Genomic DNA, 21,438 nt, shown 5'->3' on the forward strand with positions numbered 1-21,438 from the left:
AAGGCGTCAATTGCGACGGGGTGAGCGATCACCCTTTCGTGTGCTTTTCACCAAAGACCTCAAGGGAGTTGGAGACGGAGCCGACAAAAGATCCGTGAGTACCCTTGCGCACACCATGATGACCGCCGCCCGCTCCGCAGACTCCGGTCTCGTCGGCCCGGGCGAACTCGACCGCTACCCCTACGCCGAGGCCCCCGGTGCCGACCGCGTCGGAGTTCCTTCCTGGGACGCCGCGGACCCGGAGCTGGGCCGCGTCGGCCGCCGCAGCGCGGGCAACCGCGGCCGCGGGCTGCACGGTCAACTCGTCCAGCAGCTGGGCCAGATGATCGTCTCCGGCGACCTGGGCGCGGACCGCCCCCTCGTGCCCGAGGAGATCGGCCAGCGCTTCGAGGTCTCCCGCACCGTCGTCCGTGAGTCGCTCCGCGTCCTGGAGGCCAAGGGCCTGGTGAGCGCCCGGCCGAACGTGGGCACGCGCGTGCGTCCCGTCAGCGACTGGAACCTCCTCGACCCCGACATCATCGAGTGGCGTGCCTTCGGGCCGCAGCGCGACGACCAGCGCCGCGAGCTGAGCGAGCTGCGCTGGACGATCGAGCCGCTCGCCGCCCGTCTCGCCGCCGGGCACGGGCGCGAGGACGTCCAGCAGCGGATCGTGGACATGGTCGAGATCATGGGCCACGCCATGAGCCAGGGCGACGCGCTGACGTTCTCGCGCGCCGACTCCGAGTTCCACTCGCTGCTCATCCAGCTCGCCGGCAACCGCATGCTGGAGCACCTCTCGGGGATCGTCTCCGCTGCCCTCCAGGTGTCCGGCGGCCCGGTCACCGGTTGTGACCGGCCCACCGAGGCGTCCCTCGCGCACCACTCCCGGATCGCCGACGCTCTCGCGGCCGGCGACGGTGCGGGGGCGGAGGCGGCCATGCGGCAGCTCCTCATCGTGCACCCCGAGGTGGAGCGCGTGGTCCCGGCCCCGCGCGAACACTGACCGCGCGCCGAGGGCGGCGCGATCGGGGGCCGTGTCGCCCTTTCGGTACATCGCTCGGCCCGCGAACCGTCACCGCCGGGCCCCGTCGGATCCCGAGAGGGCCCGGCGGGGCCCGGCGGTGGAGCCGGGGCTGTCAGGTGGCGCGGTGAGCGGTGAGCGGTGGGCGAAGAGGCGGCGGCCGGTCCTGAAGCGTCCGTCGCGGCTGTGATACGGCTGTGAATGCGACTGTCGTTCTGACTGTCGATGTGTCTGCCGATGCGGGCAGGGATCGGCCGGAACGGCCTGGTCGCCACCGCGACTGACCGTATCTAGCCATATCTGACCGCTTTTGTGCGCTTACGGGGTGTGACTCGGGCCACGCAGATTGGGCGTAACGCTTGTGGAAGCAGCGCGATGACCTAAGAGGTGGCAGCCGAGGAGGGAATACAGACGCCGTTCCAGGCGCTGTGCATCTTCCCGGCCCCCGCCCGCGCCGTCGGCCCATCCCCAGTCGGCGGTCGTCGGCTCCTGTCCGTACTGGACGGGGCCGGAAGCCGTTTTCCAACGTTCCGAGAGGTTGTTCGTGTCGGCCAGCACATCCCGTACGCTCCCGCCGGAGATCGCCGAGTCCGTCTCTGTCATGGCGCTCATCGAGCGGGGAAAGGCTGAGGGGCAGATCGCCGGCGATGACGTGCGTCGGGCCTTCGAAGCTGACCAGATTCCGGCCACTCAGTGGAAGAACGTACTGCGCAGCCTCAACCAGATCCTCGAGGAAGAGGGTGTGACGCTGATGGTCAGTGCCGCGGAGCCAAAGCGCACCCGAAAGAGCGTCGCAGCGAAGAGTCCGGCCAAGCGCACCGCCACCAAGACGGTCGCGGCGAAGACGGTGACCACGAAGAAGGCCACCGCCACCGCCACCCCGGCGGCCCCCGCCGCCGAGTCCTCCGTCGAGGACGAGGCGCCCGTGAAGAAGGCCGCCGCCGCCAAGAAGACGACGACCGCCAAGAAGGCGGTCGCGAAGAAGACCGTCGCCAAGAAGACGGCGGCCAAGAAGACGACCGCCGGCAAGGACGACGCCGAGGTCGCCGAGGACGAGGTCCTCGAGGACGTCAAGCCCGGTGAAGAGGAAGAGGAGGGGGCCGAGAACAAGGGCTTCGTCCTCTCCGACGACGACGAGGACGACGCGCCGGCCCAGCAGGTCGCCGTCGCCGGTGCCACCGCCGACCCGGTCAAGGACTACCTCAAGCAGATCGGCAAGGTCCCGCTGCTCAACGCCGAGCAGGAGGTCGAACTCGCCAAGCGCATCGAGGCCGGTCTGTTCGCCGAGGACAAGCTGGCCAACGCCGACAAGCTCGCGCCGAAGCTCAAGCGCGAGCTGGAGATCATCGCCGAGGACGGCCGCCGCGCCAAGAACCACCTCCTGGAGGCCAACCTCCGCCTGGTGGTCTCCCTGGCCAAGCGCTACACCGGCCGCGGCATGCTGTTCCTGGACCTCATCCAGGAGGGCAACCTCGGTCTGATCCGCGCGGTCGAGAAGTTCGACTACACCAAGGGCTACAAGTTCTCGACGTACGCCACCTGGTGGATCCGTCAGGCGATCACCCGCGCGATGGCCGACCAGGCCCGCACCATCCGTATCCCGGTGCACATGGTCGAGGTCATCAACAAGCTCGCGCGCGTGCAGCGCCAGATGCTCCAGGACCTGGGCCGCGAGCCCACCCCGGAGGAGCTGGCCAAGGAACTCGACATGACCCCCGAGAAGGTCATCGAGGTCCAGAAGTACGGCCGTGAGCCGATCTCCCTCCACACCCCCCTGGGTGAGGACGGCGACAGCGAGTTCGGTGACCTCATCGAGGACTCCGAAGCGGTCGTCCCGGCCGACGCGGTCAGCTTCACGCTTCTCCAGGAGCAGCTGCACTCGGTCCTCGACACCCTCTCCGAGCGCGAGGCGGGCGTCGTCTCGATGCGCTTCGGTCTCACCGACGGTCAGCCGAAGACCCTCGACGAGATCGGCAAGGTGTACGGCGTGACGCGCGAGCGGATCCGCCAGATCGAGTCCAAGACCATGTCGAAGCTGCGCCACCCGTCGCGTTCCCAGGTGCTGCGCGACTACCTCGACTAGGTCGCGGTCGTACGACACGAAAGGCCCGGCCTCCCTCGACGGGAGCCGGGCCTTCGTGCTGGGCGGACGCGGGCCGTCGCACCGGCGTGCGGGGAGCGCGGCCCGGCGCGTGCGGAGCGTGGTGCTCCAGCCGACGGCGTCCCTCTTTCGTGGCCCGAGCGTGCGGGGCGGGGCCGGTTGGATCACTCTGGGTTTCTCGTGATCATCCCAGAGTGAGGAGCGCGCATGCGTCGTCCCATTGTCCGGGCCCTGTCCCGGGCGCTGACCCGGTCGCTGGTCCTGGCGGCCTCGGCGGGCGTGATACCGCTGGCGTCGGCCGCCCCTGTCGCCGCCGACGGCGTTGTCGTCGGCGGATTCCCGGTCGACGTGTCCGAGGGCCCGTGGACGGTGGCCCTGTCCAGTCGTGACCGGTTCGGGGGTACGCGGGCCGGGCAGTTCTGCGGCGGCGTGGCCGTCGGCCGGACCACCGTACTGACGGCAGCCCACTGCATGGGCGCGGACGTCCTTGGGGGGCCGCCCGACCGCGTTCAGGACTTGAAGGTCATCACCGGGCGCACTGAACTGACGTCGGCTCAGGGCAAGGAGATCGCGGTCCGCGACACCTGGGTCAATCCGGGCTACGACAAGACCAGCAACGCCGGGGACTTCGCCGTGCTCACCCTCGCTGAGGCGCTACCGCAGACCTCGGTCATCGGGATGGCGGCTGCCGGCGACCCGGCCTACGAGCCCGGTACGAACGCCACGGTCTACGGCTGGGGCGACATCACGGGCGGCGGCGACTACGCGCGCAGTCTGCGGGCCGCACGCGTGCACGTACTGGCCGACGCGCTCTGTGAGCGGGCGTATCCGGGCAGCGCCGACGGTACGTACAAGGCCGACAGCATGCTGTGTGCAGGCGAGGCCGCAGGGGGGCCGGACGCCTGTCAGGGGGACAGCGGAGGGCCGTTGGTCGCCCAGGGGCGGCTGGTCGGGCTGGTGTCCTGGGGCAGTGGCTGCGGACGGCCCGGGAGCCCGGGCGTCTACACGCGGGTCTCCGACGTCGTACGGACGATGGGGTGGAACACCGCCACCACTGCCGGCGGCGGCGCCTGAGGCCCCGTGGGTGGCGGCCTGAGGGGGTTCCTCGGGACGCGCCTGGGGCGCGATGACCCCGTAACGGCTGCCTCGCGGTCCGTGAGCGAGTTCGCGTGAAGCGGGCGGCCACTCCTGGGTGCAGGAGTGGCCGCCCGGATCAACCGGCCTGGGCCGGAGCTGGCTCGTCGTCGAAGCGCGGTATCAGCGTTCTTCTTCGTTGGAGCTGGCCGGAACGGTCGTCAGGCGCTCCGTCTCGTCCTGTATCTCAGCGGCGATCTTCTTGAGTTCCGGCTCGAACTTGCGGCCGTGGTGGGCGCAGAAGAGCAGTTCTCCGCCGCTCGCCAAGACAACGCGAAGGTATGCCTGGGCGCCGCAGCGGTCGCAGCGATCAGCGGCCGTCAGCGGGCTCGCGGGGGTCAGAACAGTAGTCACGTCGCCTCTTCTCTAGCTCGACGAGCTGTCGTACCAGGGTCAACATCCAACCAGGCCGAAAACGTTCCCGCTCGCGGCTCTTCCTCGAAAAAAATCTTTTCGAAGCGGCTGTCAGCTGCCGGTTGGCGGCGAATGTGCCGTATTGCGTGTCTTCGTGTCTGTACGGGTTCGCGCTGTCTGTCGTCTGTCGGTGTGTGGGTCCCCCGGCTGGGTTGCCGGTTGTTCATGAGGACGTGCCCGGAGCCTAAATGGTTCATGCCTGGAAGGGAACGTGATATGTACTTCACTCCATCGAGGGATCGAACAAGCATGCGACGCTGGAATAGTGTGAGTTCATGACGAGGGTGGCGTTACATCGGCTCTACCAGGCCTCGGTACCCTCTGAGCGGCTACCGAAGCCGGGCCCTTACCCATCAGGGCCCCAATTCAAATTCAGCGAGGAGCGAACCGCGTGACCGCCGATACGTCCGTGCCGTCCACAGCGCTGCTGGCAGGAGCAGACCGGGACGGTTCCAACTACACCGCGCGGCACCTGCTCGTCCTTGAGGGGCTCGAAGCCGTGCGCAAGCGCCCGGGCATGTACATCGGGTCGACGGACAGCCGCGGCCTGATGCACTGTCTCTGGGAGATCATCGACAACTCCGTGGACGAGGCCCTCGGGGGCTACTGCGACCACATCGACGTCATCCTGCACGACGACGGCTCCGTCGAGGTGCGGGACAACGGCCGGGGCATCCCTGTCGACGTCGAGCCCAAGACGGGCCTCTCCGGTGTCGAGGTCGTCATGACCAAGCTGCACGCCGGCGGCAAGTTCGGCGGTGGCTCGTACGCCGCCTCCGGCGGTCTGCACGGCGTGGGCGCGTCCGTGGTGAACGCGCTCTCGGCGCGCCTGGACGTCGAGGTCGACCGCGTGGGGAACACCCATGCGATCAGCTTCCGGCGCGGTGTGCCCGGCTCCTTCGACGCCATTGGCCCCGACGCCAAGTTCGAGACGGGTGGCCTGCGCAAGACCAAGCGGATCCCCAAGACCCGTACCGGCACGCGCGTGCGCTACTGGGCCGACCGCCAGATCTTCCTCAAGGACGCCAAGCTCTCTCTGGAGAACCTCCATCAGCGCGCTCGGCAGACCGCGTTCCTGGTGCCGGGCCTCACCATCGTCGTCCGTGACGAGTTCGGGCTCGGCGAGGGCGGCAGCAAGGGCGAGGAGTCATTCCGCTTCGACGGCGGAATCAGCGAGTTCTGCGAGTACCTGGCCTCTGACAAGCCGGTCTGCGATGTCCTCCGCTTCTCCGGGCAGGGCACCTTCAAGGAGACGGTCCCGGTCCTGGACGACCACGGCCAGATGACGCCCACCGAGGTCACCCGCGAGCTGGGTGTCGACGTGGCGCTGCGCTGGGGCACGGGCTACGACGCGAACCTGAAGTCGTTCGTGAACATCATCGCGACCCCCAAGGGCGGCACCCATGTCGCGGGCTTCGAACAGGCCGTCGCGAAGACGATGAACGAGGTGCTGCGCACCAAGAAGCTGCTGCGCGTCGCCGAGGACGACATCGTCAAGGACGACGCCCTGGAAGGCCTCACCGCGGTCGTCACCGTACGGCTCGCCGAACCGCAGTTCGAGGGCCAGACCAAGGAGGTGCTCGGTACCTCGGCGGCCCGCCGCATCGTGACGAACGTGGTGTCCAAGGAGCTCAAGGACTTCCTGACCACCACCAAGCGGGACGCCGCCGCGCAGGCCCGCGTCGTCATGGAGAAGGCCGTCGCCGCGGCTCGTACGCGCATCGCGGCCCGGCAGCACAAGGACGCGCAGCGCCGGAAGACGGCCCTGGAGTCCTCCTCGCTGCCCGCGAAGCTCGCCGACTGCCGCAGTGACGACGTCGAGCGCAGCGAACTGTTCATCGTGGAGGGCGACTCCGCGCTCGGCACGGCCAAGCTCGCCCGGAACTCGGAGTTCCAGGCGCTGCTGCCGATCCGCGGCAAGATCCTCAACGTCCAGAAGTCGTCCGTGACCGACATGCTGAAGAACGCCGAGTGCGGCGCGATCATCCAGGTCATAGGGGCCGGATCCGGTCGTACGTTCGACATCGACGCGGCCCGCTACGGCAAGATCATCATGATGACCGACGCCGACGTCGACGGCTCCCACATCCGCACCCTGCTGCTGACCCTGTTCCACCGCTACATGCGGCCCATGGTCGAAGCGGGCCGGGTGTTCGCCGCGGTGCCGCCGCTGCACCGAGTCGAACTCGTCCAGCCGAAGAAGGGCCAGGACAAGTACGTCTACACGTACTCGGACCGTGAGCTGCGCGAGAAGCTGCTGGAGTTCCAGAGCAAGGGCGTCCGCTACAAGGACTCGATCCAGCGCTACAAGGGTCTCGGCGAAATGGACGCCGACCAGCTGGCCGAGACGACCATGGATCCCCGCCATCGCACCCTGCGCCGGATCAACCTGTCCGACCTGGACTCCGCCGAGCAGGTCTTCGACCTCCTGATGGGCAACGACGTCGCCCCGCGCAAGGAGTTCATCTCCAGCTCGGCGGCGACGCTGGACAGGTCCCGGATCGACGCGTGACCGCGGTGGGTCGGGTGTACACCCCGGTATGTCCATCAGACCCACCGCGAACCGATCCCGCGGGCTGAATCACCTAATGGGGTGAAGCCCAGGGAGAAGAAGAGTCGGGGATCTTCCCGTTCTGTCCATCCTTGGGCATGCAGTCAAGCACCGGTCGTCCGCGCAGACGCGGGGGCGGCCCTGAGAGTTCGGCCGAGACCCACGCACGTCGTGACGTCGTCCCCACCCACGCGGGGGTGAGCGGGGACACGCCGTTCGAGGACCCCTGGTACGACGCGCTCGCCTCCGGCTGGGGCGAGTTGGACGGCACGGGTGCGCCCGCCGTCGTCGTCCCGCCCGCGCGCCGGGAACAGGAGGGCCGGGGCGGCGGCGCGGCCGACGTCTATCTGGAGGTGCAGCGCAGCGCGGCCTTCCAGGAGGTGCGCGGCCGGTACCGGAGGTTCGTGATCCCCGCCGTCGCCGTCTTCTTCTCCTGGTACGTGGGCTATGTCGTGACGGCGACCATGGCGCCCGGATTCATGGCCCGGCCCGTGGTGGGCGCCGTGAACGTGGCGATGCTGGCGGGACTCGGACAGTTCCTCACGACGTTCCTGTTCACCTGGGCGTACGCCCGCCACGCACGGCTGCGCAGGGACCGGGCCGCGCTCGATCTGCGCTGGGACACCCAGGAACTGACGCGGGGCCTCAGGGGCGGTGGATCGTGACGGGTGATCACCAGATGCTGGCGCTGGTGCTGTTCAGCGCGTTCGTCGCCGTCACGCTGGGCATCACGACCTGGGTGAGCCGGCGCCGGCAGGGTTCGGCGGAAGAGTTCTACGCGGGCGGCCGACTTTTCTCCCCGATGGAGAATGGTTTTGCCATCGCGGGCGACTACATGTCGGCCGCCTCCTTCCTCGGCATCTCCGGCCTCATCGCGCTCTTCGGCTACGACGGGCTGCTGTACTCGGTGGGCTTCCTGGTGGCCTGGCTCGTCGTGCTGTTCCTCGTCGCCGAACTGGTGCGCAACTGCGGGCGGTTCACGCTGGCCGACGTCGTCGCCTCGCGGATGCGGGAGCGGCCGGTGCGGATCGCAGCGGGAACTTCTTCGGTCACCGTGTCCGTTCTGTATTTGGTGGCGCAAATGGTCGGGGCGGGCAGCCTGGTCGCGCTGCTGCTGGGCGGGACGAGCGAGGCGGCGCAGTCCTGGACGGTGATCGCGGTCGGCGCGCTCATGGTGATCTATGTGTCGTTGGGAGGGATGCGGGCCACTACGTGGATCCAGATCGTCAAGGCGGTCCTGCTGATGGGCGGGGCGATCGCGTTGACCGTGCTGGTGCTGGTGCGGTTCCACGGCGACTTCGACCAGTTGCTGCGCACGGCGGCCGAACGCAGCGGTCACGGTGACGCGTTCCTCGCCCCCGGGCTGAGGTACGGCGGTGACTGGACCTCGCGTTTCGATTTCATCAGCCTGGGGCTGGCCCTCGTCCTGGGCACGGCCGGGCTGCCGCACATCCTCTCCCGCTTCTACACCGTGCCGACCGCCCGTGCCGCCCGCCGGTCGGTCGTCTGGTCGATCGGGCTCATCGGCGGCTTCTACCTGATGACGATCGTCCTCGGCTTCGGCGCGGCGGCGATCGTGGGGCCCGAGGCGGTCCGCGGGTCGAACGCCGCCGGGAACACGGCGGTGCCACTGCTGGCCCTCGATCTGGGCGGTGGCGCGCACTCCACAGGCGGAACGGTTCTGTTCGCGATCGTCGCTGCCATCGCCTTCGCAACGATTCTCGCGGTGGTCGCCGGCATCACGCTCGCGTCCTCGGCGTCCGTCGCCCACGATCTCTACGCGTCGCTGCGCCGCCCGCGCGCCAAGCCGCGCAGCGAGGTGGCCGTGGCACGTACCGCCGCGGTCGGCATCGGTGTGGTCGCGATCGCCCTCGGCCTGCTGGCCCGCGACCTGAACGTCGCCTTCCTGGTGGGCCTCGCCTTCGCGGTCGCGGCGTCCGCGAATCTGCCCGTGCTGCTCTACTCGCTGTTCTGGGGCGGCTTCACGACCCGGGGCGCGGTGTGGTCGGTGTACGGGGGGCTGATTCCGTCGGTCGTCCTCGTGCTGTTGTCGCCCGTGGTGTCGGGCAGCCCCGAATCGCTGTTCCCCGGCGTGGACTTCCAGTACTTCCCGCTGCAGAACCCGGGGCTCGTCTCGATCCCGCTGGGTTTCCTCGCGGGCTGGCTCGGCACGGTCACCTCCGCGGAGGAGCCGGACCAGGCCAAGCACGCGGAGACCGAGGTGCGGTCGCTCACGGGGGCGGGGGCCGTTTAGCGGGCGGCACTTTCACGGTCGTACGACTGCTTCCTCACCGTCGTACGACCGTGAGGGGCAGGCAGGCCGCTCAGGGGGCCACCCATGCGTACCGGTGTTCGGGGCGGCCCGTGTCGCCGTACTTGAGGGAGAGGCGGAGGCGGCCCGCCTGTTCCAGGTGGCGGAGGTAGCGCTGGGCCGTGGAGCGGCTCAGGCCCGTCTCGGCGGCCACCTCGTGCGCCGAGAGGGCGTGGCCGGCGCGGTTGAGCACGCCGCAGATGAGGTCCGTGGTCGGTTCCGAGTGGCCGCTCGGCAGGCCGGGGGCGACGGGAGCGGGCGGGGTGCGCAGGGCGCCGAAGATCTGGTCGACCTGCTCCTGGCAGGTGTGGTCCCGGTCGCCGACGTGGTCGACGGTGCGGCGCAGGGCGGCGTAGGACTCCAGGCGGGTGCGCAGCGCGGTGAAGGTGAACGGCTTGACCAGGTAGTGCAGGGCGCCCAGGCGCATCGCGGTCTGCACGGTCACCACGTCACTCGCCCCGGTGATCATGATGACATCGGTGCAGTGGCCCTGTTCCCGCATGCGGTGGACCAGTTCGAGTCCCGTCTGGTCGGGCAGGTAGTGGTCGAGGAGGACCAGGTCGATGGCGCCGCGCTGTACGGCGGCCAGCGCCTCGGCAGCGTTGTGGGCACGGGCGGCGACTCTGAATCCGGGAACCTTCTCCACGTACTTGGTGTTGATCTCCGCGACTCGGAGGTCGTCGTCCACCACCAGGACGTCAATCATCGGACCACTCTTGCAAGCAGAGGAGCGGTTTGCGCCCAGAAGGCGGATGTTGTGGCATGCACCACATCTGTGCTCCTCCGCTGTCGGTCCTCCGGGTCCTCTGGGGTCCTCAGGTGCGGGTCGCCCACACGTAACGGTGTTCGGGGCGGCCCGCGTCGCCGTACTTGAGGGTCAGTCTGGCTCGTCCCGTGCGCTCCAGGAGCTTCAGATAGCGCTGGGCGGTCTGGCGGCTCACCCCTGTCCGTTCGGCGATCTCCTGGGCGGACAGGGGGCCTTCGGCGTTCACCAGGGCGCGGCGCACGAGCTCCGCGGTGGTGGGGGAGTGCCCCTTGGGCAGTTCGGGCTCGGGGCCCGACGACAGGGCGCCGAAGATCCGGTCCACCTCGGCCTGTTCGGCCTCGCCGCCGCCGTCGAGGGTGCGGCGCAGCTCCGCGTACGCCTCCAGCTTGGAGCGCAGCCCCGCGAAGGCGAACGGCTTGACCAGATACTGCAGCGCCCCCTGCCGCATCGCCGCCTGCACGGTCGACACGTCCCGGGCCGCCGTCACCATGATCACGTCCGTCTCGTGGCCGCGCCGGCGCATCTCCTGGACGACCGAGAGGCCTGTGTCGTCGGGCAGGTAGTGGTCCATGAGGACGAGGTCCAGCTGCGGCAGCGCCTCCAGTTGCCGCAGTGCCTCGGCCGCGCTGTGTGCCTCTCCCGCGACATGGAAGCCGGGCACCTTCTCCACGTAGGCGGCGTTGACGCGCGCCACCCGGATGTCGTCGTCCACTACCAGGACCTCGATCATCTCGACTCCTCCTCGGCGGTGGCGGGGGCGGTGGTTGCCGTGCCGGCGGCCGGCTCCAGGGGCCGTCCCGTGTCCGGGACCCGCACCTGTTCCGGTGCCGGGTCCGGCTCCGCGAGTGCCTCCGGCAGTACGACGGTGAACTCCGCGCCCCCGCCCTCGGCGTCGGCCACGCGCGCGTTGCCACCCTGCCGCTCCGCGAGCCGGCGTACCAGGGGGAGCCCGATTCCGCGCTTGCCGTGTGCCGGGGGCTTCTTCGTGGACCACCCCTCAGTGAAGATCAACTCGCGCTGTTCCGCCGGGATTCCGGGCCCGGTGTCGCGTACTCCGAGGACCGCGGTACGGCCTTCCGCGCGCAGTTCGACCTCCACGCGCGCGTGCGGCGTGCCGGCGACGGCGTCCAGCGCGTTGTCGACCAGGTTGCCGACGACCGTGACCAGCTCCCTGGGGTCGATCAGCCGGTTCGGGAGCAGCGTCCGGTCCGAGACCCACAGGGCGACACCGCGCTCCGCCGCGACGGTGGCCTTGCCGACCAGCAGCGCGGCGAGCAGCGGATCGCGGATCTTCTCGGCGACCTGCTCCGCGGTGGCCCGGTGGTCGCCGACCACCTCACCGACGAACTCCACGGCGTCGTCGTACATCTCCAGTTCGAGCAGCCCCAGCAGGGTGTGCATGCGGTTGGCGTGTTCGTGGTCCTGGGCTCGCAGGGCGTCGAGCAGACCGTGCGTGGAGTCGAGTTCGCGGCCGAGCTGTTCCAGCTCGGTGCGGTCGCGCAGGGTGGCGACGGCGCCCCCGTCGTCGGTGGGCATGCGGTTGGCGACCAGGACCCGCTGGCCGCGCACGGTGAGCAGGTCGGTGCCGGTCACGCGGCCGGCCAGCACATCGGTCGTACGTCCGGCACCGAGCGCCTCGTCCAGGGAGCGGCCGACGGCCTCCTCGCCGATGCCCAGCAGGCGCTGTGCCTCGTCGTTGAGGAGCCGGACGCGGCCCGCGCGGTCCAGGGCGACGACGCCCTCGCGGATGCCGTGCAGTACGGCCTCACGTTCCGCGAGCAGCGCCGCGATGTCCGAGAAGGCCAGGTCCCGGGTCTGCCGGTGCACCCTCCGGGAGATCACCCAGGCGGCCAGGGCACCCACGGCCATGGCGCCGCCCGCGTACGCGAACAGCCCAGGGATCGCGTGGATCAGCCGGGCGCGCACGCTGTCGTACTCGATGCCGACCGAGACCGCGCCGACGATCCTGCCGTCGGTGTCGCGCAGCGGCACCTTGCCCCGGGCCGAGCGGCCCAGGGTGCCGCTGTCGATCTCCATGACCTCCTTGCCGGCCAGGGCCTGGCGGGGATCGGTGGAGACGACCTTGCCGATCTCCTTCGGGTCCGTGTGCGACCAGCGCACGCCCCGCATGTCCATCACCACGACGTACTCGGCCCCGCTGGCCTTCCGGATCCGCTCCGCATCGGTCTGCACCGGCCCGTCGACCGACGGCCTGCTTCCCTGCAGATCCTCGGCGATCTGCGGCTGAGCCGCGGTGGTCTGCGCTATTGCCAGCGCCCGGCGCATCGCCTGGTCGTCCAGCTGATCACTGAGCGGCGCGAGGAACAGCCCGGTCGCGAGCACCGCGACTCCCGCGGCGATCGCCACCTGCATCAGCAGCACCTGCGAGAACATCCGCCGCGGCAGACCGAGGCGCAGGCGGCGTACGGGGGGAGTGGGGCTCATACCCATGAAGGTACGGGGACGAGCGGGCTGTGCCGTAGTGGGGTGTGACGTGGATCCCTTGATCAATACGTGTACGGGGTGCTTGACGGGTGGACTACGACTGACCTCTACGCCGTGTGATCAGCGCGTCGGAGCCGTCGGCTCCAGTTCACGGACAGTCACCACGTCCATCCGCGCCGGCGAACCCAGCGCCGATCCGCAGCTCTCCGCACGAGGCGGCGCGGAGGCGCTCTGCGCTACCTCGACGCTCCACCGGCGCCCGTCCGTGTGCGCGACGGTCACCTCCCAGCGCGGGGCCGAGCCGTCCGTCCGTACGACGCTCAGTGTGTCCGCCGTGTCCTCGCGCGCCGCCGAGCGGACGGCCAGTTCCGCGGCCTGTCCCGGCCGCTCCCAGGCGGAGCCGCCACGGCAGCCGTCCACGACGACACGCCCTTCGCGTACGCCCTGGAGGATCTCCTTGACGTGCGGAGCCTGGGCGCGGCCGTAGGCGTAGCCGTACGGCAGGACGAGCAGTGTCGGCGAGAAGCGGTGTCCGCCGAGGTGCGTGACCTCCCAGGCGCCCTCGACCCCGGAGGCGGCCAGCTCGGCCGCGAGGGGACGGCCGAGCAGCGCGCAGCAGCGGTCGCGCTTGCCGTTGGTGCAGACGAGTGCGAGGGGGTCGCCGGTGTGGGGCCGTCCCTGGAGCACGTTGTCGAAGGACTGCGGGTCACCCGTGCCGAGCGCGGCGAAGTCGAGGCCGAGCAGCTGTTCGGGGGTGCGGGTTGTGGCGCCGCGCAGCCAGGCGTTTCCGGGGGTGGTGTGGGCCGCGTACACCTGGCGTACGGCGGGCGTCCCGAAGTCGGCGTGGCGGCCGGGGCGGCGGATCAGCGCGATCCGTACGCCGGTGCCCTCCGCGGCCTTCTCCAGGGCGCGGCCGAGCACGGGGTCCAGGTGGCTCATGGTGAGCGCCTGGGCACCCCAGGGGCCGGGCTGCTCCAGCAGCAGCCATGTCCTCGCGGTCGCCGCGGTTCCCGCGATGGGCTCGTCGAGGTCCCGGGAGACGGTCGCGCACCTACTCACAGAGGTGAGCCTAACCTGACTTGGAGCGGGACGACTTCCAGCTGCGCGGAACGGGTGGTTCAGGGCGGTTGAGGGTGGTTGGCGGTGGCTGGGGTTGGCTCCGGGCGGTCGGGCTATCCCGGGAGCGGCTGCGGAGGGCGCTCGCCCACGTAGGTTCCGGACGGGCGCATCCGCAGGGGGCGCTCGTCGTACTCCTCCAGGGCGTGCGCGATCCAGCCCGCCGTACGGGCCACGGCGAAGATCGTCTCGCCTGCCGACGCGCCCATCCCGCAGGCGACCGTGAACACGGCCAGGGCGAGGTCCACGTTGGCGTGCAGCGGGGTGTGGCGGGCGGTGGTGGTCACGACGTCACGGGCGGCGGCGAGAGCGGGCTCGGCCTGGGGCATCTCCTCCAGGAGGGCGAAGAGGGCACGCGCGCGTGGGTCCTCGCCGGGGTAGAGCCGGTGGCCGAGCCCGGGGACGCGGCGGCCCGCGCGCAGCTCGTCCGCGACCACGGGAGCCGCGTCGCCCTCTTCGAGCACGGCCAGGAGCATCTTGTGGGCCAGACCGCTGGCGGCGCCGTGCAGCGGGCCTTCGAGGACGCCGAGGCCGGCGGATACGGCCGCGTAGGGGTGCGCGCGGGCGGACGCGGCGACGCGTACGGCGAGGGTCGAGGCGGCCAGGTCGTGGTCGACGAGCAGGCCGAGTGCCGTGTCCAGGGTGCGCAGTGACGCCTCGTCGGCGACCCGGAAGGCGAGCCGGGTCCACAGGCGGTGGGCCAGCGGGCCCTCGTCGCGGTGGCCCGGTGAGAGCGTCGGCAGGGCGGCGACCAGGGTGGGGATGAGGGTGCGGGCGGTGCCCAGGACGTTGTCCTCGGAGAGGTCGAAGCGGAGCGGGTCGGCCGCCGCCGCGGCGATCGCGGCGACCCGGAGCCGGTCGACCGGGTCACTGTGCTCGGGCAGCGCGTTGACGGAGCGGCGGGCGGCGGCGACGGAGGCCTTGGGGGCGGTGAAGGTGACTCCGGGGCGCAGGGTGCCGGTCCACAGCCACTCGGCGACCTCTTCGTAGGAGTGGCGTGCGGCCAGTTCGGCGGCGTCGACGCCCCGGAAGTAGTAACGGTCCTTGTCGATGAGGGTGAGCCGGGTTCGTACCGACAGCTCACCCCCGGAGCCCGAACTCCCGCTGCCTTCACGTTTGTTGCGGCGGGCGAGCGCCTCCACCTCCTTGGCGTCGAAGGTGCTGCCACGGCCACTGGGGTCGCGTCGGCTGCTGAGCTGACCGCGGCTCACGTACGCGTACACGGTCTCGGGCTTCACGCCGAGCAGCTCGGCGGTCTCCTTGGTGCTCAGCCGCCGGCCGGTGTGGTCGGGGGCGGGTTCTTGATCGCGCATGAGGTCACCGTATCCGTATGGACTGAGCATTGATTCAATCAATGTTGACATCGCTTCAGTCAATCATGGACAGTCGAATCAAGTTCAGGGAGGAAATATGCCGATCAACCAGGCCGCTACAGGGGCAACCACCGCTGTCGACGTACCGCGAGGGCTCGCGGGCGTCGTCGTCACCGACACCCGAATTGGTGACGTCCGGGGGCGTGAGGGCTTTTACCACTACCGCCAGTACTCCGCCGTCGAACTCGCGCAGACCCGCGGCTTCGAGGACGTCTGGCACCTCCTGGTCCACGGCGACCTGCCGGACGCGGACCGGCTCGCCGCCTTCACCGCCGGGACCGCGGCGCTGCGGCGGCTGCCCGACGAGGTGTCGGCGGCGCTGCCCGCGATCGCGGCGGCGAGCGGCCGGTCCGGACCGCTGGCCGGAATGCGTACGGCGCTGTCACTGCTCGGTGCGGCGAAGGGCTTCCGGCCCGTGTACGACATTGACGCGGAGCAGCGGCGGGCGGACGCCTTGGTCGCCTCGGCGGCCGTACCGACTGTGCTGACGGCGCTGTACCGGCTGGGGCGGGGTCTCGACCCGGTGGAGCCTCGGATCGATCTCCCGTATGCGGCCAACTACTTGTACATGTTGACGGGGTCGGAGCCGGATCCGCTGCACGCCAGGGCGATTGAGCAATACTTGATCTCAACCATTGACCACGGATTCAATGCATCAACATTCACGGCGCGGGTCATCGCGTCGACCGGGGCGGATGTGGCGGCGGCTCTGGTGGGGGCGGTGGGAGCCCTGTCGGGTCCGCTGCACGGCGGTGCCCCGAGCCGTGCGCTGGACACCCTGGACGCGATCGGCACGGCGGACCGCATCGACGGCTGGATCCGCGAACGCGTCCTCGCCGGTGACCGCATCATGGGCTTCGGCCACCCGGTCTACCGCACCGAGGACCCCCGCTCCCGCATGCTCCGGGGCATCGCCGAGCGGTTCGGCGGCCCGCTGGTGGACCTGGCGGTCGAGGTCGAACGGCGGGTGGAAACGATCCTGGCCGAACTGAAGCCGGGCCGGGAACTGCACACGAACGTCGAGTTCTACGCGGGCGTGGTCATGGAACTGTGCGGTCTCCCGCGCGAGATGTTCACACCGACGTTCGCGGCGGCGCGGGTGGTGGGCTGGAGCGCCAACATCCTGGAACAGGCGGAGGACTCGAAGATCATTCGGCCGGCGGCGCGGTATGTGGGGCCTGTGCCGCCGGTGGCGGTGCCGGCTGTCGCCTGAACGACTGTGATCCGGCGCCGCGTCGGGCGGGCCGGGTCACAGCCGTTCGGTCGGTGCTCAGAGATCTGGAATGTCGGCCTTGGCGCGAATAAGGGTTTCGCGAGTAATGACGACGATTCTTTCGTAGTCGGCGCGAGACGCGTCGGAAGGAAGGCCGGGGTCGAGTGATTCGGTGGCATCGGTGCCGATGACAGCGAAACTTCCGTCGGACAACTCGAAGATATCGGGGCAATTTCCACCCCCTGTGCTCCCCCGGTCGACAGGGGGCACACCGATCCGACGGACAATCTTGCTCACTGTTGGTTTCCTTTTCACGTCTCGCGGGCGGAAAGAAGTCTGCGCACGACTGCTGCGGGACGAAGGCGGCCCTGTGGGGCGTGCGCGTCGATATCCGGCGGCGTGGGCGACGGTCTTGTGGAGTTGCCCTGCGCGATCACGTGTGAGTCAACCCCAGTGCCGCCTGGGACAACTGGCAACTTGACTCGTTCGTTATGGCCCGTGGGTGTGATTTCTGGCGTGCGCTACTCGTCGGAGCCCGGGGGCTCGCCGACCACCCACCACTCGTCGATGTCCGCATCCTCCAGTTGGCGCAGGAGATCGTCGATCATGTGCCCCAACTCGGCCTCGTCCGAATCGTCGGGGATGGTCGCCCGCTGCCCCCGCGTCGCGTACCAGTACTCCCTGAAGACGGGGTTCTGGAGGTGACCGCGTAGGTGTCCGAAGAACTCCTCGCGACTCAGGTTGCCGATGCGGTAGTAGAAAAGGGCATTGGTGTACAGGGCGTTGGCGAAGAGGTACTGCTTCCGTTTCTGCGGGGAAGCCGGTACTTCGAAGATGTCGAGCACCTCGGCCAGATCGGGACTGTCGATGGCCTTGCTCAGCAGCTCCCAGTGGAGGCGCTGCTGGTGTGCCAGGTTGGTGTGGCGTTGCGTGAGCGCCACCTGTTCCAGGGATTCGAGCCGCATGCGCAGTGAGTCGAGCTCGTGACGTTGCGCGGTCAGGGCGGCGAGGGCGCCCGTCATCAGGCCGAGGCCCGCTGCCAGGGCAGGGCCGAGTCCCCGCATCACGCTCTTCCGTGTGACCATGTCAACCCCCGAATCAGGCGGCCGTCCGCCGGTCGTCGGAGTGCGGGTCGACGGAAGGGGACCGGCGAGCGGTGGGCGGCGCTTGCCGCCTCCAGAGTGCCGAGCGGCTCTGATCGGCGGGGGAGGCGGAGAGGAGGCGCACGGAAGGAAGCGAGGGTCGCACACTCCGGCGCCATGCCCAACGTGTGCCCCGCGCCGGCTGCTGAGAATCGTTCACTCAGGGACGATTCCTCCGGCTCGTATCCTGGGGCGGCATTCGTTCCCCGTATGTGCGCGCGGCCGTGAGCCGGTGTGCGCGTCCGCGTGAGAGAGGTCGCAGATTGAGTCAGCCGGATCCGGGTCCGAGCCGTCACCAGATCCCCGTCATCGTTCTCGCCGGCTTCCTCGGCTCCGGCAAGACCACTCTCCTCAACCACCTCCTGCACCGCAGCGGTGGCAGCCGTATAGGGGCCCTCGTCAATGACTTCGGGGCCATCGAGATCGACGCCATGGCCGTCGCGGGGGCCCTGGGGGACTCAACCGTCTCCCTGGGAAACGGGTGTCTGTGCTGCGCTGTTGATGCGAGTGAACTCGATGTCTATCTTGATCGACTCGCTCAACCCTCGACCCGGATCGACGTCATCGTCATCGAGGCAAGTGGACTCGCCGAGCCGCAGGAACTCGTGCGCATGGTGCTCGCCAGTGAGAATCCCCGGGTCGTGTACGGAGGGCTCGTCGAGGTCGTCGATGCCGTGGAGTTCGACGACACGCGGGCGAAGCATCCCGAGATCGACCGTCATCTCGCCCTCGCCGATCTCGTCGTCGTCAACAAGGTCGGCCGGGTCGCCGACGGCGGGGAGCGGGTTCTGGGGATCGTCCGCGGGCTGGTCGACCGGGCGGCCGTCGTCCCCGCCGACTACGGGCGCGTGGACCCCGAGTTCCTCTTCGACTGCCGGCCGACCGAGGAACGTATCGGGCAGTTGTCCTTCGACGACCTGCACACACACGAGAACGAGGGTGAGGGTGACCACTCAGGGCATCTGCACGCCGCCTACGACAGTCTCTCCTTCAGCTCCTCGACGCCTCTCCAGCCGCGTCGGCTGATGGAGTTCCTCGACAGCCGGCCCGAAGGGCTCTACCGCGTCAAGGGGTACGTCGACTTCGGGCCGCACGACCCGCGCAACCGGTACGCCGTGCATGCCGTAGGGCCGTTCCTGCGGTTCTATCCCGAGCCCTGGGGCGACGGCGAGGACCGGCTCAGCCGGCTCGTCCTCATCGGGTCCGGCATCGGACTGCCCGCCCTCGGCAAGGAGTTGGAGGCCTGCATGGACGACGCCCCACACGCCGACGAGCACAGCATGTGGGGCGTCCTGCGATACGTACAGGAGCCGAGCCCGGAGGGCTCCGAAGAGATCGGCTGACCTGCGCAAGGCCCGTCTACAGCGGGCCCGTCACCACGCCCACCGTCTTCGGCAGCGACACGCCCGAGCCGTCGCGACGCGGGTCCATCTCCGGGAGTTCCGCCGGCATGCCGTTCTTCTGGGACGCGCGCGCCGGTGCCGGGCCGGCCCAGGCCACGGACAGGCAGTCCTCGCCCTTCAGGAACCGCTGGCAGCGGACACCGCCGGTGGCGCGGCCCTTGCGCGGGTACTGGTCGAACGGGGTCAGCTTCGCCGTCGTCTGCACCGAATCGTCCAGCGTGCCGCGCGAACCCGCGACCGTGAAGACGACCGCGTCCACCGCCGGGTCCACCGCCGTGAACGAGATCACCTTGGCGCCCTCCGTCAGCTTGATGCCGGCCATACCGCCGGCCGGGCGGCCCTGCGGACGGACATGGGCGGCCTGGAAACGCAGCAACTGGGCGTCGTCCGTGATGAAGACCAGGTCCTCCTCGCCCGTACGCAGCTCGGCGGCGCCGACGATCCGGTCGCCCTCCTTCAGCGTGATGACCTCCAACTCCTCCTTGTTGGAGGGATAGTCGGGGACCACCCGCTTGACGACGCCCTGTTCCGTGCCGATCGCGAGGCCCGGGGACGACTCGTCGAGCGTCGTCAGACAGACCACCGTCTCGCCGTCCTCCAGAGTGAGGAACTCCGACAGCGGGGCGCCGCCCGAGAGGTTGGGCGCCGACATCGTGTCGGGGAGCTGGGGGAGGTCGATGACGTTGATGCGCAGCAGGCGGCCGGCCGACGTCACCGCGCCCACCTCGCCCCGTGCCGTCGCCGGGACCGCGGAGACGATCAGGTCGTGCTTCGTCCGCCGGCCGTCCTCGTCCGCCGGGAACGGCTCGCCGTTCGCCGTACGCGCCAGCAGGTCCGTCGAGGACAGCAGCACCCGGCACGGGTCGTCGGCCACCTGGAGCGGGACCGCGGCGGCGGTCGCGGCACCGGCCGACTCCAGCAGGACCGTACGCCGGTCGGTGCCGAACTTCTTGGCCACCGAGGCCAGTTCGGTCGAGACCAGCTTGCGCAGCTCCGCGTCCGACTCCAGGATCCGGGTCAGCTCCGCGATCTCGGCGGCCAGCCGGTCCTTCTCGGACTCCAGCTCGATGCGGTCGAACCGGGTCAGCCGGCGCAGCGGGGTGTCCAGGATGTACTGCGTCTGGATCTCCGACAGGCCGAAGCGCTCCATCAGGCGTTCCTTCGCCTGCGCGGAGTTGTCGCTGGAGCGGATCAGCCGGATGACCTCGTCGATGTCCACCAGCGCGGTGAGCAGGCCCTCGACCAGGTGCAGTCGGTCACGGCGCTTGCTGCGACGGAACTCCGAACGGCGCCGCACGACCTCGAAGCGGTGGTCGAGATAGACCTCCAGGAGTTCCTTGAGGCCGAGCGTGAGGGGCTGGCCGTCCACCAGCGCCACGTTGTTGATGCCGAAGGACTCCTCCATCGGCGTGAGCTTGTAGAGCTGTTCCAGGACGGCTTCCGGCACGAAGCCGTTCTTGATCTCGATGACCAGACGCAGGCCGTGGTTGCGGTCGGTGAGGTCCTTGACGTCGGCGATGCCCTGGAGCTTCTTCGCGCCGACCAGGTCCTTGATCTTGGCGATCACCTTCTCCGGGCCGACGGTGAAGGGCAGTTCGGTGACGACCAGGCCCATCCGGCGTGCCGTCACGTTCTCCACCGACACCGTGGCGCGGATCTTGAACGTGCCGCGGCCCGTCTCGTACGCGTCCCTGATGCCGGCGAGGCCCACGATCCGGCCGCCGGTGGGCAGGTCGGGGCCCGGGACGTGCCGCATCAGGGTGTCGAGGTCCGCGTTCGGATAGCGGATCAGGTGACGGGCGGCCGAGATGACCTCGCCCAGGTTGTGCGGCGGCATGTTCGTGGCCATACCGACGGCGATGCCCGACGCGCCGTTGACCAGCAGGTTCGGGAACGCGGCGGGCAGCGCCACCGGTTCCTGCTCCTGGCCGTCGTAGTTCGGCGCGAAGTCGACCGTGTCCTCTTCGATGGACTCCGTCATCAGGGACGTCGCGTCGGCCATCCGGGCCTCGGTGTACCGCATGGCGGCCGGCGGGTCGTCGTTGCCCAGCGAACCGAAGTTGCCGTGGCCGTCGACGAGCGGCACGCGCATGGAGAAGGGCTGGGCGAGCCGCACCAGGGCGTCGTAGATCGACGAGTCGCCGTGCGGGTGCAGCTTACCCATGACCTCGCCGACGACGCGGGCGCACTTCACATAGCCGCGGTCGGGGCGCAGGCCCATCTCGTTCATCTGGTAGACGATGCGACGGTGTACGGGTTTGAGGCCGTCGCGGGCGTCGGGCAGGGCTCGGGAGTAGATGACCGAGTACGCGTACTCGAGGAAGGAGCCCTGCATCTCGTCGACGACGTCGATGTCGAGGATCCGCTCCTCGAAGTCATCGGGCGGCGGGGTCTTCGTGCTGCGGCGGGCCATCGCTGCCGGCTCCTTCTGTTTCCTGGTCGTTCGCCTACGGGGCGCTTGTGTCGCGC

17 protein-coding genes are annotated in these 21,438 nt (G+C 69.6%); 8 read left to right on the forward strand and 9 right to left on the reverse strand.

The genetic code is table 11. The features are described 5' to 3' along the window. Window positions 1-94 precede the first annotated feature (94 nt). The 3 genes from ACFYXF_RS35735 to ACFYXF_RS35745 all read left to right on the forward strand — a co-directional run bounded on the left by ACFYXF_RS35735 (window position 95) and on the right by ACFYXF_RS35745 (window position 4,175). Window positions 95-982: a FadR/GntR family transcriptional regulator gene (locus ACFYXF_RS35735; protein ID WP_389356111.1), complete on the forward strand. Its 888-nt coding sequence runs from the start codon at window positions 95-97 to the stop codon at window positions 980-982. A gap of 562 nt (window positions 983-1,544) precedes the next feature. After that, window positions 1,545-3,083 carry an RNA polymerase sigma factor gene (locus ACFYXF_RS35740; protein ID WP_389356112.1) on the forward strand — a complete coding sequence of 513 codons (1,539 nt, stop codon included), beginning with the start codon at window positions 1,545-1,547 and terminating at the stop codon, window positions 3,081-3,083. Window positions 3,084-3,308: 225 nt separating this feature from the next. Next, window positions 3,309-4,175: a S1 family peptidase gene (locus ACFYXF_RS35745; RefSeq protein WP_389356113.1), complete on the forward strand. Its 867-nt coding sequence runs from the start codon at window positions 3,309-3,311 to the stop codon at window positions 4,173-4,175. A gap of 183 nt (window positions 4,176-4,358) precedes the next feature. Here ACFYXF_RS35745 and ACFYXF_RS35750 read toward each other — a convergent pair whose 3' ends face one another. After that, window positions 4,359-4,589, reverse strand: coding sequence for a hypothetical protein (locus tag ACFYXF_RS35750; protein WP_055532400.1), 231 nt, complete (start codon window positions 4,587-4,589; stop codon window positions 4,359-4,361). Window positions 4,590-5,040: 451 nt separating this feature from the next. On the opposite strand from ACFYXF_RS35750, the gene ACFYXF_RS35755 reads away from it, so the two are divergent. The 3 genes from ACFYXF_RS35755 to ACFYXF_RS35765 all read left to right on the forward strand — a co-directional run bounded on the left by ACFYXF_RS35755 (window position 5,041) and on the right by ACFYXF_RS35765 (window position 9,454). Beyond that, window positions 5,041-7,161 carry a type IIA DNA topoisomerase subunit B gene (locus ACFYXF_RS35755; protein ID WP_389356114.1) on the forward strand — a complete coding sequence of 707 codons (2,121 nt, stop codon included), beginning with the start codon at window positions 5,041-5,043 and terminating at the stop codon, window positions 7,159-7,161. Window positions 7,162-7,298: 137 nt separating this feature from the next. Beyond that, the gene (locus tag ACFYXF_RS35760; RefSeq protein ID WP_389356115.1) at window positions 7,299-7,865 is read left to right on the forward strand and encodes a DUF485 domain-containing protein; all 567 of its coding nucleotides are present in this window, start codon (window positions 7,299-7,301) and stop codon (window positions 7,863-7,865) included. Then, window positions 7,862-9,454 carry a cation acetate symporter gene (locus ACFYXF_RS35765; protein ID WP_389356116.1) on the forward strand — a complete coding sequence of 531 codons (1,593 nt, stop codon included), beginning with the start codon at window positions 7,862-7,864 and terminating at the stop codon, window positions 9,452-9,454. The genes ACFYXF_RS35760 and ACFYXF_RS35765 overlap by 4 nt, the downstream gene beginning before the upstream one ends. Before the next feature lie 70 nt (window positions 9,455-9,524). Here ACFYXF_RS35765 and ACFYXF_RS35770 read toward each other — a convergent pair whose 3' ends face one another. The 5 genes from ACFYXF_RS35770 to ACFYXF_RS35790 form a co-directional block, all read right to left on the reverse strand. Continuing rightward, window positions 9,525-10,217 carry a response regulator gene (locus ACFYXF_RS35770; RefSeq protein ID WP_389356117.1) on the reverse strand — a complete coding sequence of 231 codons (693 nt, stop codon included), beginning with the start codon at window positions 10,215-10,217 and terminating at the stop codon, window positions 9,525-9,527. Between the two features lie 109 nt (window positions 10,218-10,326). Beyond that, window positions 10,327-11,007: a response regulator gene (locus ACFYXF_RS35775; RefSeq protein ID WP_307630935.1), complete on the reverse strand. Its 681-nt coding sequence runs from the start codon at window positions 11,005-11,007 to the stop codon at window positions 10,327-10,329. Beyond that, a complete protein-coding gene (locus ACFYXF_RS35780; RefSeq protein ID WP_389356118.1) occupies window positions 11,004-12,722 on the reverse strand; it encodes an ATP-binding protein in 1,719 nt (572 codons plus the stop codon). The genes ACFYXF_RS35775 and ACFYXF_RS35780 overlap by 4 nt, the downstream gene beginning before the upstream one ends. Window positions 12,723-12,842: 120 nt before the next feature. After that, complete coding sequence (locus ACFYXF_RS35785; protein WP_389356119.1) at window positions 12,843-13,781, reverse strand: sucrase ferredoxin; 939 nt, start codon at window positions 13,779-13,781, stop codon at window positions 12,843-12,845. Between the two features lie 113 nt (window positions 13,782-13,894). After that, the gene (locus tag ACFYXF_RS35790) at window positions 13,895-15,151 is read right to left on the reverse strand and encodes a citrate synthase (RefSeq protein WP_389356120.1); all 1,257 of its coding nucleotides are present in this window, start codon (window positions 15,149-15,151) and stop codon (window positions 13,895-13,897) included. A gap of 97 nt (window positions 15,152-15,248) precedes the next feature. Between ACFYXF_RS35790 and ACFYXF_RS35795 the strand changes: the two genes are divergently transcribed. Then, on the forward strand, window positions 15,249-16,424 hold the full coding sequence (locus tag ACFYXF_RS35795; protein ID WP_389356121.1) for a citrate synthase: 1,176 nt from the start codon (window positions 15,249-15,251) through the stop codon (window positions 16,422-16,424). 57 nt (window positions 16,425-16,481) lie between these two features. Here ACFYXF_RS35795 and ACFYXF_RS35800 read toward each other — a convergent pair whose 3' ends face one another. Together ACFYXF_RS35800 and ACFYXF_RS35805 are read right to left on the reverse strand one after the other, a co-directional pair. Next, the gene (locus tag ACFYXF_RS35800) at window positions 16,482-16,721 is read right to left on the reverse strand and encodes a hypothetical protein (protein WP_369029345.1); all 240 of its coding nucleotides are present in this window, start codon (window positions 16,719-16,721) and stop codon (window positions 16,482-16,484) included. A gap of 224 nt (window positions 16,722-16,945) precedes the next feature. Next, window positions 16,946-17,509 carry a DUF6082 family protein gene (locus ACFYXF_RS35805; RefSeq protein ID WP_389356122.1) on the reverse strand — a complete coding sequence of 188 codons (564 nt, stop codon included), beginning with the start codon at window positions 17,507-17,509 and terminating at the stop codon, window positions 16,946-16,948. A 320-nt stretch (window positions 17,510-17,829) separates the two neighbouring features. On the opposite strand from ACFYXF_RS35805, the gene ACFYXF_RS35810 reads away from it, so the two are divergent. Beyond that, window positions 17,830-18,909, forward strand: a complete 1,080-nt coding sequence (locus ACFYXF_RS35810) for a CobW family GTP-binding protein (RefSeq protein ID WP_389356123.1) — start codon at window positions 17,830-17,832, stop codon at window positions 18,907-18,909. A 16-nt stretch (window positions 18,910-18,925) separates the two neighbouring features. Here the strand turns inward: ACFYXF_RS35810 and ACFYXF_RS35815 are convergent, their stop codons facing one another. Then, the gene (locus ACFYXF_RS35815) at window positions 18,926-21,382 is read right to left on the reverse strand and encodes a DNA topoisomerase (ATP-hydrolyzing) subunit A (RefSeq protein WP_389356124.1); all 2,457 of its coding nucleotides are present in this window, start codon (window positions 21,380-21,382) and stop codon (window positions 18,926-18,928) included. Between the last annotated feature and the right edge of the window lie 56 nt (window positions 21,383-21,438).

The sequence above is a fragment of the Streptomyces sp. NPDC002680 genome (genome assembly GCF_042889145.1).
Lineage (GTDB): Bacteria > Actinomycetota > Actinomycetes > Streptomycetales > Streptomycetaceae > Streptomyces > Streptomyces adonidis.

Coding starts and splice junctions, on each gene's coding strand:
- ACFYXF_RS35745 (WP_389356113.1), top strand. CDS start 3,309: ATGCGTCGTCCCATTGTCCGGGCCCTGTCCCGGGCGCTGACCCGGTCG.
- ACFYXF_RS35760 (WP_389356115.1), top strand. CDS start 7,299: ATGCAGTCAAGCACCGGTCGTCCGCGCAGACGCGGGGGCGGCCCTGAG.
- ACFYXF_RS35770 (WP_389356117.1), bottom strand. CDS start 10,217: ATGATTGACGTCCTGGTGGTGGACGACGACCTCCGAGTCGCGGAGATC.
- ACFYXF_RS35775 (WP_307630935.1), bottom strand. CDS start 11,007: ATGATCGAGGTCCTGGTAGTGGACGACGACATCCGGGTGGCGCGCGTC.
- ACFYXF_RS35780 (WP_389356118.1), bottom strand. CDS start 12,722: ATGAGCCCCACTCCCCCCGTACGCCGCCTGCGCCTCGGTCTGCCGCGG.
- ACFYXF_RS35790 (WP_389356120.1), bottom strand. CDS start 15,151: ATGCGCGATCAAGAACCCGCCCCCGACCACACCGGCCGGCGGCTGAGC.
- ACFYXF_RS35795 (WP_389356121.1), top strand. CDS start 15,249: ATGCCGATCAACCAGGCCGCTACAGGGGCAACCACCGCTGTCGACGTA.
- ACFYXF_RS35805 (WP_389356122.1), bottom strand. CDS start 17,509: ATGGTCACACGGAAGAGCGTGATGCGGGGACTCGGCCCTGCCCTGGCA.
- ACFYXF_RS35815 (WP_389356124.1), bottom strand. CDS start 21,382: ATGGCCCGCCGCAGCACGAAGACCCCGCCGCCCGATGACTTCGAGGAG.